The sequence below is a fragment of the Nitrosomonas sp. JL21 genome (assembly GCF_009833095.1).
Taxonomy (GTDB): Bacteria; Pseudomonadota; Gammaproteobacteria; order Burkholderiales; family Nitrosomonadaceae; genus Nitrosomonas.
Map to the genome: position 1 here is coordinate 78,374 of NZ_QRCB01000015.1, position 13,171 is coordinate 91,544.

Sequence of the window (13,171 nt, forward strand, 5' to 3'; positions counted from 1 at the left end):
CATTAGCTCTAAATAGTTGCGCATCTGAATGGCAACTGCGAATTAATTAGCGCTTCCCTGGGAAGGCTCTAATCTCTAGTGGAGGGGGAAATAATTCATTTAGTAGTGTGCGAAACAGAAATTCACACACTACGAAAATAGTAGAGCTTATTTCAAAGCTTCTATGCCTGCGCCGAAATTGATATGGTATGCAGCACCATCCATCACGAGCGCAGGAACAGATTTGACGCCTGCTTTTTCTGCTTCAGCCACTCGTGTTTTTTCATTTCCAAGGTGAACATATTCAACTTCATACTTAGCCGGATCAAGAGCATTCGCAACGTTTTGCTCTGCTTGAACGCAGACAGGGCATCCTGCATGATAAAAAATAGCTTTATTTGCCATAGTGTCTCCAATAGTTACTGTTAAAAAATAATACTAAACAGAGCCATAAATTATATTATTAATAGATTATTCTGCACAATGTTGAAGGGATGGCACAATTTCGATCAACTGATTGGAATATCAGAAAATTTCTATCAAAGCAGTATTTATTTCTTTAAGGATTTCCTGTGTTCTCTGTGTCATTCGAAGAAGCCAATCTCACTCATACATAAGAGGAATCAAAGTAAAGAAATCTTCAAATGAAACAATTAAATAAATACAGCGATCTGTATTCGCTTGCGTTAATCCATCGATTAAACAAATCTTTCAAATTGAAAAACTTATGATTGATCAACGGGAGCCTGGAAATCAAGAAAGGTTTTTTGGCTGGTCTAAGATCAAATGCCCATTTATCGTTAATTTCATCCGATGAATGGGCATTTATATTTGGTTTTGCAAATATATCAAATGCTTTGTCCTTTAATCACTGGATAAGTGATTGAAATAAATTTTGTTAACCTGCCAACGTTCTAGAACGTCATTAAACAAAACTCTGGACATAGAAATCTTTCATTTAGAAAACGCCGTAAATGATTGCTCCAATAACAATGAATACTGCTGTTGAAATGAAGAACAATCTTAAAACTTGTGCATCTGTTTCTCTTCTATTAATTTCGCTCATATTTTATCTCCTTATAGATGGATTTTTTAATTACCACTGACTTACTTAACTAAAGCCGATAAAATCGACCCCCTTTATTACACAATCGTTAAACTCCCCGATTGCGTTACCTCCCTGTTCCTTTAAGTGTCATCACATCCTTACCTAAGGAACTGAGTATATTTGTATATATGCCCCATCACATAACTACTCTCATGATTTAGCCAGTGAATTCTAACTCACATTTATCAACAATGAAAGTATTGAAATTAAGTATGCTTTATTTAATGGCAGTTATTACCGAATCATGCGAAGTATCTCTTATCAAACCGCCCAGCGGCAACAGCAAATCAGTTATGGATGGGGCTGCGGCCTGTCACTTATATCACAGGGCGAGGGGCCGGACGTAACCGGTCAACTCGAGATATCCTCGCCCGGCAGGTTGTTGATTCTTGGTCAGTGTTACCGCTCCTTCCCAATACACCGCGCCCGTCGATTGGCGCGAATCGAGTTCCTGATCATCCAGCATCGGCGTTAGGCGCCATTCAATGTCATCTGTGCGAATATGCATCGCAACGGGATACACGGCCTCGGTATGCGGTGATTTCCATGTACGCAGCGGAGTAAACTCCACCTGATCCGGATTGAAAAATCTCACCTCCCCGGAAGGATCACGCAGTGCCGCATAAGCCCATACTTTTCCGCCGTTCTTTCCGCGTATCTGGAAAGCCATCAAGGCTGATCCATCATCCAGGTTAGCGCCAACCCAATCCCAGCCATCGGCATCGCTATCCAAATAAGCGGTTGACCATTCATGATCCAGCCAAGCACTGCCATTGACGGCAACCGGCTTATTATTTCGAAAAACTGTTCCGGTTACCCGCAGATGCGGCTCGCTATAGTAATAGCTCGCTTGCTCCGGCTTAGGTCCTTTGCGGGAAAATCCTTCGTCCCCTTGCAACAGTACTGCTTGTGTCGGAGCCAATGACAGCTGCAAACCGAATTCATCCGCACGCATATCCACCTGATACCGCCCATTGTCCTCGCGCACCAGATACCAGTCATCCAGCTTCACATCGGTATTGCCCTGTTTGGCATAGGCCAAGCCAAACCCTTCACGCAAGGTCTTTTCCTGGTGCATCAATTTACCGGCGGAAGGGTCTGACAGCGCCAGATGCGCGATGATGAGATATTTTGCGGCAAAATGACTCGGATTATCATGATTCTGATCCGTTGCATAGCGAAAAAAAGTCACCTGAAAACCCAGCGGCTTGTTATCGCCGCTCTCCAACCATCCCGTAATATACCACCATTCAATCCGGAAATCCTGGTGCGCACCATAGTCATGCGGAAAGCTCAGATGATGATCAGGCACCACAGGCCTCAACCGGGTCATTGGCTCATCAGCCAGTGTTTCCATGCTCAAGAATGTTATCAGCAGCAGCCATGTCAGCATGAACTTTGCATACTCAAACTTGCCGCGTTTTTGAATCATCTTCATTACCAATCCTCCTTCACAGCACGTATCACCTGACCGGAAACCGCCTGCCGTCCAGCCATCAATGCCGTCAATGCTGCTGAAATCAACATGAGCAGAGCAACCGCCAACAACCAGCTCCATGGCACGTAAAGTTGCATTGTCCAGTGAAACGATTGTGGATTGACGATAAAAATCAGAATCAAGCTGATGCTCCACCCCAACACGAATCCGAGCGTAGTGCCCAGAGCGGTCAGCAAACCACCTTCAGCGGCCAGCATCGCCAGAATTTGCCTCCGTGTCATACCGACATGCCGCAGCATGCCAAACTCTTTCGCCCGCGCCAATGTTTGGGCCGAAAAACTGGCTCCTACACCCAACAGCCCGATGATCACCGCAACCGTTTCCAGCACATAAGTCACCGCAAAACTGCGATCAAAAATTTTTAAGCTCAGAGCCCGCATATCGCTCGATCGCGATATCTCCAGCGCGCTGCCAAAGTCTAATCGACGCATATCTTCAATGGCTGTATCCACAGTCATTCCATGCCGCAACCAGATTGCAGCTGTATTAATGCTCAAATCGCCGCTCAAACGCTGATAATCTGCTAGCTGAATTTGCACAGCACCGAACTGCCGACCGTAATCACGCCATATTCCGACTACCACAAACTCATGGAATGACGCACCCACTGGAAATTGAACCCTCTCCCCGACTCGATAGCCATATAAATCGACCATCGCCTCCGACACCCACATCGGCATGACACCCTCAGGCAGTGAACCTGATGCGATCACGTCATCCGTTAACGGCAGCGTGTTACGCGGATCATTGCCATCAATGGGACGGGCAAACAGGGTAATTTCAGGTCGACTGGCATCGAGAATCAATTGCTGAGTACGAAAGAGATCGACCCGTTCAATACCTGCTAATCCAGCAATGTCTTGTTGCTGTGTTACTTGAAAACCGCCCTGATCTCCTGTTGTCGCAACTCGCACATATAGATCAGCGGGCAATACCTGCCCCAGCCAATGATCAATCGACACTCTAAAACTCATCACCATGATCGCCATCGCGACCATCAAACTGAAGCTTGCTAAAATGCCTCCCAGCGCCATCGCAGCCTGGCTGGGCGCATTGGTCAAGCGTGCCAACACCAGCGCAGAAACAGCACCGATCTGATAGCGATGTAATCGGGCCGTCAAAAAGGAAAAGAAACCGGCCGTAAAACGCGGCATCAACGCGATGCCTCCAATCAACAGCAACATGATGGCTAGATAACCAAACACTGGCAATTCAAGGATGGGCGGCAATTGCGTGAACAAGAGTGCGCCACCCAGGCAAATCAATGCCGGCCAGGGCGAAGCCAACTTCTCTATGACTGCGTGCTCGCTACCGGCACGTAATGCCAACGCAGGTCTTGTGCGCGCTGCCTCCATCGCAGGGACAATGCTGCCGATCAACGTCACACACAATCCGATTCCAAAAAATAGCATTGCCGCGATGGGGTCAAAAAAAATACCGGGTTTGACCCCCGGGAAAAAACTGCTCCCCAGATTCCCATCGAGAAATTGTATCGCCATCACTGCAATCAGATACCCCAGACTCAACCCCAGCAACGACCCTAACGCACCGAGAAAAATTCCTTCGGTAATCATTTGCCGCAGCAATTGCACGCGGGTAACGCCCAGCACCCGTAATAGTGCAAATTGTTGACGCCGCCGGATAACCGACAGAGCCTGTGCGGAAAATACCAAGAACGCGCCGGTAAACAACGCCACCAAGGCCAGCATATTCAGATTGATGCGATAAGCTCGTGACATATTCTCGACTCGCAGTTCCTGATCCGCCGCTTCGGTAACCCAATAGGATGAACCGAGTTCTTCGGCCAGTCTTGCTTTGAATGCATGGTGATTGACACCTGGTTGCAGTTTCAATTCGATCCGCGACAATAACCCCAGCTGCTCAAAGCGCCATTGCATGGCGCCAATGTCCATCACGGCAAGCCGTTGCCCTGCTCGCGCCCGCACCAAACCTCCCGCCACGCGTAGCGTAAGGGTGTGCAATCCCGCGTAGACTTGCAGCTCATCATCCTGCTGAACCTGTAACCACTCCATCGCAGCCGGTGAAAGAAAAATCGTATCGCTTGCCAGCCGATCCAATGTTTTTCCCTGTGCTGGCAATCCCAGCAAATCCGGAGAAATCTGGGCCGCCCGGAACATATCGATCCCCAGAATTTTCAATTTCTGATCGCTCCGGATACTTTGCTTGCCCACTACCGCAACATCCAGTTCCAACATAGGGTTGGCGACTGCAACGTCTTTCTGATTTGCCAGCCAGGGATACAATGACTCGTCAAAGTATGCTTTACGGCCACGAACCTGCATATCCGCCTGTCCGGAAAGATGCTTGCTCGCGGCAGAAAATTCATTAAAGGCGGCGGTATTGATGAGGTGTATCGAATAGGCCATTGCTACCCCGATGGCGATAGCGATCAACGCCACCAACACTTGCGCAACATGCGCCCGCCACTCGCCGACCAATAACCAGCGGGATAATGATGCCGAGGTCATCGACGATGCTCTGGTTGAGCCTGAAACAAGCCATTCTTTGTCAAGTTCAGTACGATATCCGCGGTGCCGGCGGCTACATGAGAATGTGTCACGAGAATGCCCGTTGCACCATTAGCCTTAATTTCCGAGCGCATCAACTGAAGAATGTCATGCGCCGTATCCGGATCAAGATTACCGGTTGGTTCATCCGCCAGAACCAATGCAGGACGGTGGATCAATGCCCGGGCAATTGCAACCCGTTGCAGTTCGCCACCGGATAATTCGCGCGGAAAATGCTCACCGCGCCCCTGCAATCCGACATTGGCCAGCATCTGTTCGACCCGATCGGTCGACCTGTCATTCAGCAATAACGGTAGAGCAATATTCTGATGCACGGTTAAATGCGGTAACACATGAAACGCCTGAAATACAAAACCGAACTGCTCGCGCCGTAACCGTGTCGCAGCATCATCGTTCAACTGAGAAATGGCTACCCCGTTCACGCGAATATCTCCAGAATCCGGAGCATCCAGCCCTGCAATCAAATTCAACAGCGTGGATTTTCCCACCCCCGATTCGCCCATGATCGCAACATATTCGCCCGACCTCAGCATATGGCTTAGATTGGCCAGGACTTGGCGACCGGCGTAGGCTTTATTGACATTTATGAGCTCAAGCATGCGAGCACCGCCACCCTGTTGAAATTGAATTAATTTTTATCATTCTTAGCAACATCCAAAGTTTTACTCATTACTTCATCTCGAAGCAGTGCTTTTACAAGCGCACCAATCGTGCTTAAATGTAACACGTAACAGAAATAGATAGCTCTGGATACTCAAAGTTCGAGGCACTTCCCCAAAGAGCGCGTTCGATATCGTTGAGTCATCATCGATAACCCGCAGAATCCCCACTCGGCTGCATTGAGAATCCAGGCATATCCCAATAATTTCCATCTTGAAGGAGAGTCCTATGGCACGAGCTAGCGCACGGCATATTTTGGTAAAGACCGAAGAGCAATGTAATCAACTGAAAACTGACATCGAAAATGGCGCTGAATTTGCACAATTGGCCCAACAACACTCGCTGTGCCCTTCCGGGAAACAAGGCGGTGACCTGGGTGAATTTGGCCGAGGGCAAATGGTGAAAGAATTTGATACCGTCGTATTCAGCGCACCTGTAGGAGAAGTGCAAGGCCCGGTCAAAACGCAATTTGGCTATCATCTGGTTGAAGTAACCAAACGCAGCGATTGAACCCGAGCCTAAACCAAAGACTAAAGCGTACCGCGCTGACTCATTCTCAGGAATACAGGCCATTGAATTCAATTAACTTAAAGATAAAGATATCCTGAAAAAGGTAACGGGGGCGGGAGGGGAAATGGACAGGCTCAGAACGCGCAGTGATAAACGATCAATGAGCGTTTTGAGTCTGATTTGATCGCGCAGCGTGACTGAGCGCAGTAGTTTTTTAAAGTTTTTTTTATTGATTCTGACGCAGGACAGATGACACACTCGGATATGATCGACACCCTCAACCTCAAGCTTTTACTGGCAGCCTTCTTCGGATTCAATCACCGCGTTTGGATTGGAAGCATTGATAGACACCAAAACTTCGTCGACCATTAATGATCTCCGAAAGCGGAACTATGGTATCGCCTCCCATCAAACCTGCTTCATTGCGAGCAAGATCAGCAAGTTCACTCGCAACTTTTTCGGGATTCCGGTCAAAAATAATTTCGCTCACGACTTTGGTACTGACCGTTCCCAACTTCTTGCAGGACTCAACAGCATTCATCGACTGCACGAAACGAACACCCTCACCTTTTGCCGTCACCTTAACCCATGCGCAAGAAGCCAACAACACGCCGCAACCCACGACAATAATGAGTTTTTTCATACTAAACCTCATGATGAATCCATTAATGAAATCGCCTGCTCGCTCATGGCGATCTGATTATTCATTGTAACCCGATAATTCAATCATGATGGAATTTTCACCCAAGACAGCACCTCGCTGGCAAGCCATCAAGCGTGCCACCCAGTTTATCGCACCTTATCGGCGACAGGTTGTTTACAGTCTATTAGCGTTATCGTTTACAGCAATGATTACCCTATCGATCGGTCAAGGTATCCGGTTATTAATTGATCAGGGATTTGCGACACAATCCAAAGAACTGCTCAGTCAATATGTGCTGACTTTTTTAGGACTGGTGATTGCATTGGCGATGGGGACTTTTACGCGGTATTACTGGGTGACGTGGTTGGGCGAGCGCGTCATTGCCGATATTCGCCGCCAGGTTTTCAATCATTTGATTCATTTGCATCCGGGATTCTTCGAGGCAAACCGCAGCCTTGAAATCCAATCACGTTTGACGGCCGACATGACCTTGCTTCAAACCGTGATCGGATCGTCGGTTTCATTTGCCTTACGCAATTTAATCATGATGCTGGGCGGTATTGTTTGGTTATTCATCACCAATGCCAAACTGACCGCGCTGGTAACGGTGTCGGTGCCACTGGTGGTCATTCCCATCCTGGTATATGGTCGCCGGGTACGGCATTTGTCACGCCTGAGCCAGGATAGAATCGCCGCCGTTGGCGCCTATGTGGGTGAAATACTCGGCCAGATCAAAACCGTGCAAGCTTACAACCATCAATCCATCGATCAGCAGCAATTTCACGCTCAGGTAGAAGATGCCTTTGCCATCGCCAAACAACGCGCTACCCAACGGGCGTTGCTGATCACCATTGTCATTCTGCTGGTGCTGGGCGCGGTGGGTTTGATGCTCTGGGTGGGCGGCATGGATGTCATCGAAGGGCGCATCAGTGCGGGTGAACTCGCAGCTTTTGTATTCTATAGCGTCATTGTCGGTTCGGCGGTCGCTTCCATCTCTGAAGTCATCGGTGAACTACAACGTGCCGCGGGAGCCGCCGAGCGGACGATGGAATTATTGGATGCGCCGAATCTCATTCAATCCCGGCCCGATCCTCATCCTTTACCGCGCGTGATGGGAAACATTCATCTTGAACACGTATGCTTTGCTTATCCGTCTCGGCCGGAAACACTTGCCATCGACCACCTCACGCTGAAAATCCGTGCCGGAGAAACGCTGGCGCTCGTCGGTCCGTCGGGTGCCGGAAAATCAACTCTGTTTGATTTGCTGTTACGTTTTTTTGACTGCCAGTCCGGATCGATCCAATTGGAAGGCATCGATATCCGGAATCTCGACGTGATGACGCTACGCCGATGCTTTGCATTGGTATCGCAAAGTCCATCATTATTTCACGGCAGCATTCGCGACAATCTCCGTTATGGGCGCCCAGAAGCCACCGACGCGGAAATTGCAGCCGCGGCCGAGGCAGCCTATGCGCATGATTTTATTCGCAAGCTTCCGCAGGGCTATCACACATTATTGGGAGATACTGGATTGGGATTGTCAGGCGGACAAAAACAACGATTGACCATTGCCCGGGCTATCTTAACCAATGCGCCGATTCTGCTCCTGGATGAAGCAACCAGCGCGCTTGATGCTCACAGTGAACATTGGGTGCAACAAGCACTGCAGCAACTGATGCAAAACCGGACGACGCTAGTCATTGCCCATCGTCTGGCCACAGTGCAATCTGCCGATCGGATTGCTGTGCTCGATCACGGTCGTTTGGATGCGCTGGGAACACACGCGCAATTGCTGCAATCCAGTTCCCTGTATGCTCAATTGGCTGCGCTGCAATTTCAATCGATGGATTGATCGTGACTTTCTTCGACATGCTGATATGGAACGTAATCGCTGGCGAAGCTCAGACCCGTTTTCTGCACCACTTCAATCAGCGCGGCGCGCGCCACATGCATGCCCAGCGCAAGATGAATCAGGGTTTTGATCGGAATTGATCCATTCATGACTAATTTGATCAGTTGCACGATATCGGCGCTGCCATCGGGATATACCGCATCCATCAGCGCCTCCGGTGGAGAAAACTCGAGAGGATCGATAATGGCGCGAATGGCCAGAAACGAAATCCCCGCATCGGCCGCCACTTTTGCTACGGCTGCAGTTTCCATATCAGCAGCGCACGCACCGGTTGCTTCTCCTAAGGCGAGTTTTTCCTGACGGGTCGTCAAAGGTGCTTCGCAGGCAGCAAGAATTCCGCCTGCTACGGTCAAATGCTTTGACATAATGCCTTCCAACCGATTACGCCATTCCAGATCCACCGGCAGAATTTCATCGTCCTTGGTAATCGCTTCAGGCAATACTAAGTCCCCGGGAATCAAATTATTATCCACTGCGGCCGCAACACCGAAACTTACCAGCGCATTCACGCCATGATCACACAATTTCAGAGCAGCTCCTCGCGCGGCACTATGACCAATACTACTGAGGCATAATGAAGTGCGGGTGCCGATTTCCACCACCTGATACAGAGGAAAACGCCGATCCGCCAAGCACTTTGCTTCGGATCTCAGTGCTGAAACAACACCTATGATTTTCAATTAACAATCTCCCTTGTCAACGCACGATAACGCGCCAGCGCCCATACGGGGAAGAATTTTGAATAACCATGGTAACGCAAATAGAAAACGCGCGGGAAACCCGGTGCCGTAAACCAAGGTTCTTCCCATAGGTGATCACTCATTTGATGGGTCAATAAGTAATTGATTCCTTTGCGTACCGCTTCACTGTCAACTTCGCCTGACGCCATCAAGCCAAGCACGGCCCAGGCAGTTTGAAATGCCGTGCTGGTCTCGGCGAACTGTCCGGCAAGGCCAGTATCCAGATAAGAGTCGTTGGTTTCTCCCCATCCCCCATCGGCTCTTTGTACAGATTTCAACCATTTCACTGCGCGCTGCACGGAAATATGTTGTCGGTCGAATCCTGCCAGCCGCAAGGCTTCTAACACAGACCAGGTGCCATAGATATAATTCGTGCCCCAACGACCGAACCAAGCACCATTTTTTTCTTGTTCACGCAATAAAAAGCTAATGCCCCGCCATACTTCGCGCTGATGCTTGCCATATTTGCCCAGCAAACCGACACAGCGGGCGGTCACATCGCTGGTGGGGGGATCGATCAGTGCGCCGTGATCAGCAAAAGGAATTTCATTCAGATAGTGATATACATTATCGATGTCAAACGCAGCAAACCCACCATTTTTTGATTGCATGCCGGCTAGCCAATTGGCAGCACGCTCAAGCGCATAGGGATGAGGTTTCTCCTCGGCTTGCTCAAGCGCCCACGCCACGGCAGCCGTATCATCCAGGTCAGGATAATGTGGATTGGCATATTGAAACGCCCATCCACCACCTGGCAAATCAGGCCGCTTATCGCGCCAATCTCCAGGGGCATCCAAAACCTGTTGCTCAACCAACCAGTCCAATGCTTTGTAGACAGGTCTCTGATCCGTAGTGCAATCTTCCTGTAGCGCCAGACACGTCAGAACGGTATCCCATACCGGCGATGTGCACGGTTGACACCAAGCACGCTCTCCTTCATCAATCAGTAGACCTCGCAACGCATTGCGGCATTGCACCCTGCTCGGATGATCATAGGCGTAGCCCAATAAAGTCAACGCTTCATGAGCATTGACCATGGCCGGGAAAATAGCCCCAATGCCACATTCGCCATTCAATCGTTCGAGTATCCAACGTTCTGCCCGGCGAATCGAATATTGACGAATGGATTGAGGAAGATGAGGTTCAAATTTGGATAATAACCGCTCAACCAGCATAAAGCTGCGCTTGAGCAACGTGTCCGCCTTAGGAAAGTAATTTTTTTCCTCTTCCGGCGGCACGATAAATAACTCGCGTATGTTCACCTGGCGTGGGTTAATGGCCTTGGCCTTGAGCGTGCACAAAATGGACAACGGAATCATTACAGTACGCGACCAATACGAAACCTTACTGACATGAAAAGGAAACCAGCTCGGCAATAATACCAATTCTGAAGGCACCACCGGCACACCACGCCACGGGATTTGATCATACATTGCCAGCAACAAACGCGTGAATACATTAGCTTTCGCTGCTCCGCCATAGTGTAGAATGGCTTCCCGGGCGCGCACCATATGCGCGGCATCCGGCGAATCTCCGACTAGTTTCAGGGCATAATATGACTTGATCGTACAGCTAATATCAAATGCCCCGCCATAATACAATGGCCAGCCACCGTGACTCATATCTTGTTTATCGCGAATGAAACGCGCAATCTTATTCTCCAGAATCACATCGATTTCATCCATGAAATGCATCATCAAGATATATTCCGCTGGAATGGTACAATCCGCTTCGAGTGGAAAACACCAGTGACCATCAGGATTTTGCAACGCCAGTAACGCCCCTCTGGCTTGCGTGAATTTTTCTTCTAGCTCATGCCGATCGATTTCGTTACGCATCGAATCACGTGCTGTATCGGATGGCGGAGTTTCACGCTCGAAGGTGAAATCGTTGTGCTGTTGTGATATGTGAGATATTCCGTGAGAACCGTCCATATATTCCTAATTACTGTATCCGTCACAATTTTTAATCGGTATATAGATAGATATACCTCCCGTCCAGCTCCATCTCTATTTTATATAAAGATTTTTCTCTTCGGCTATTGCAAACTTACTCACAGCATATAGCCATCAAGTTCATATTACAATTTCTTTTCAGTCTTAGGCTTTGCTTTTATTTTTTCAGGCTCTTTCTCAAAAGGATTGTCTTGAAAAGGCTCATAATAAAGATCAAGAGGCAGGTTGCCATCATGAATCAAGAATTCGCGCTGTTGTATCGTAGCTTCGCGAACAAAAAGATAGGGATCGATTGCTGCCTCATCGCGAACGCGCATCGGGCCTGCCAGGCGTGCGCGTTTGTCGATGGCGCCCAGAATTGTCAGCGGTGCGGCAAAGTATGAGCCTACGACCAGACCGGCATAAAAAAGCACATTGGTAAAAATACCGACCGGAATATTGGTCACATCACGTTCACTACTGGGGCCCAAGAAGGGAATAAAAAGATAGGACCCGGGATTGACGCCCCACACACCTAGAGTTTGGCCGAAATCCTCATCATGTTTCTGTAAACCCATGTGTGTCGCCATATCGAACAACCCAAACATGCCGATCGTTGAATTGACAAAAAAACGAACCGTATCTTGAGCGCCCTGCTTCATTTTCCCTTGCAGAAAAGAGTTCAGTACCACATTCGGGTAGGACAGGTTATCGTAAAAATTTCCGATCGATCGCTGTGCAGCATTGGGCACATAGTCAATATAAGCATTCACGACGGGTTCGAATACTGCCCGATCCACCTTGTCGGTAAAATCATAGGAAGCACGATTGATTTTTTCATGCGGATCGACGGGATCTATCTCAGGATCGCTGTGCTTGGAGGTGGATGCACAGCCTTGAAAAAAAGAAATGCATAGGATAAATAAAAAAATAACTCCATAGTTACACTCTCTCACCGAACTTGCATTTCTCAAAATCTTGACACTCTCATTCATGTACCAATCAATAAACAGTCTTAAGCTTCTTAAATAATGGCAGACGCCGAATAATCAATCCACTATTCAATAACTAACCACTCAATCTCATCGACCAGCTCAATCCACACCGAATTCTGTGGACAGCCAAGCTTATTCACCGCTTTTGCGCTATCAAAATGCATCTCGTGCCGAGCCAACCGGACACCTGTCAATGACGCTCTAGGAAAACGATGCGTCACATAATCGGCTATAAATTCGGAAATAGCCCCTGTCATCAACGCAAGCCAATAAGGTATTGTCTTTTCGGCATCGCCAATTTTGAACGGCAATAAGGTCCAGGCATTTCTTTTAAGGTACGTTTCACGGTCGCATCAATCAATGGATCTGTACTGGCGCGTATTTGCGGATAAAACCGATTCGGTCGAAGTATACACTATAACTTCAATATCTTGCTGCTTTGCCACTTCAGCGAAAACTGTTTGCGTTCCTTCAAAGTTTATCCGGTGAAAATCACTCTTATTCGAAGTCCATAAATTAGGATTGGCCGCCAGATGATAAATTCGCTGAACCCTTTGAGAGCCTTAAGAGCGATATCAGCATCACAAATTGAACCGCGCACAACTTCCACATTCGAGCTTAAAGGCACATCCGGTAATTCCAG

The 13,171-nt window shown here is 48.5% G+C and carries 11 protein-coding genes; 2 read left to right on the forward strand and 9 right to left on the reverse strand.

Annotated features, from left to right (window positions below; genetic code table 11):
* Positions 1-147: 147 nt before the first annotated feature.
* The 4 genes from ABF87_RS05680 to ABF87_RS05695 form a co-directional block, all read right to left on the reverse strand.
* Entirely contained in the window at positions 148-384 is a 237-nt protein-coding gene (locus ABF87_RS05680; RefSeq protein WP_160828168.1) for a thioredoxin family protein, read from the reverse strand.
* A gap of 1,025 nt (positions 385-1,409) precedes the next feature.
* Positions 1,410-2,525, reverse strand: a complete 1,116-nt coding sequence (locus ABF87_RS05685; RefSeq protein ID WP_240143543.1) for a carotenoid 1,2-hydratase — start codon at positions 2,523-2,525, stop codon at positions 1,410-1,412.
* The gene (locus ABF87_RS05690; protein ID WP_160828169.1) at positions 2,525-5,074 is read right to left on the reverse strand and encodes an ABC transporter permease; all 2,550 of its coding nucleotides are present in this window, start codon (positions 5,072-5,074) and stop codon (positions 2,525-2,527) included. The genes ABF87_RS05685 and ABF87_RS05690 overlap by 1 nt, the downstream gene beginning before the upstream one ends.
* Positions 5,071-5,733 (reverse strand): ABC transporter ATP-binding protein, encoded by a 663-nt coding sequence (locus ABF87_RS05695; RefSeq protein ID WP_160828170.1) that lies wholly within the window; start codon positions 5,731-5,733, stop codon positions 5,071-5,073. The genes ABF87_RS05690 and ABF87_RS05695 overlap by 4 nt, the downstream gene beginning before the upstream one ends.
* Positions 5,734-6,022: 289 nt before the next feature.
* On the opposite strand from ABF87_RS05695, the gene ABF87_RS05700 reads away from it, so the two are divergent.
* Positions 6,023-6,304: a peptidylprolyl isomerase gene (locus ABF87_RS05700; protein WP_160828171.1), complete on the forward strand. Its 282-nt coding sequence runs from the start codon at positions 6,023-6,025 to the stop codon at positions 6,302-6,304.
* Between the two features lie 313 nt (positions 6,305-6,617).
* On the opposite strand, the gene ABF87_RS05705 is transcribed toward ABF87_RS05700, so the two are convergent.
* The gene (locus tag ABF87_RS05705; protein WP_160828172.1) at positions 6,618-6,947 is read right to left on the reverse strand and encodes a DUF4156 domain-containing protein; all 330 of its coding nucleotides are present in this window, start codon (positions 6,945-6,947) and stop codon (positions 6,618-6,620) included.
* Positions 6,948-7,032: 85 nt separating this feature from the next.
* On the opposite strand from ABF87_RS05705, the gene ABF87_RS05710 reads away from it, so the two are divergent.
* Entirely contained in the window at positions 7,033-8,799 is a 1,767-nt protein-coding gene (locus tag ABF87_RS05710) for an ABC transporter transmembrane domain-containing protein (protein WP_160828173.1), read from the forward strand.
* Here the strand turns inward: ABF87_RS05710 and ABF87_RS05715 are convergent.
* The 4 genes from ABF87_RS05715 to ABF87_RS05730 form a co-directional block, all read right to left on the reverse strand.
* Positions 8,784-9,539: a phosphorylase gene (locus ABF87_RS05715; protein ID WP_160828174.1), complete on the reverse strand. Its 756-nt coding sequence runs from the start codon at positions 9,537-9,539 to the stop codon at positions 8,784-8,786. The two genes, ABF87_RS05710 and ABF87_RS05715, sit on opposite strands and share 16 nt — an antisense overlap.
* Positions 9,536-11,533: a squalene--hopene cyclase gene (shc, locus tag ABF87_RS05720; protein WP_160828175.1), complete on the reverse strand. Its 1,998-nt coding sequence runs from the start codon at positions 11,531-11,533 to the stop codon at positions 9,536-9,538. The genes ABF87_RS05715 and shc overlap by 4 nt, the downstream gene beginning before the upstream one ends.
* Positions 11,534-11,679: 146 nt before the next feature.
* Positions 11,680-12,528, reverse strand: a complete 849-nt coding sequence (locus ABF87_RS05725) for a VacJ family lipoprotein (protein WP_160828176.1) — start codon at positions 12,526-12,528, stop codon at positions 11,680-11,682.
* A gap of 62 nt (positions 12,529-12,590) precedes the next feature.
* Entirely contained in the window at positions 12,591-12,839 is a 249-nt protein-coding gene (locus tag ABF87_RS05730; protein ID WP_160828177.1) for a hypothetical protein, read from the reverse strand.
* Positions 12,840-13,171: the final 332 nt, after the last annotated feature.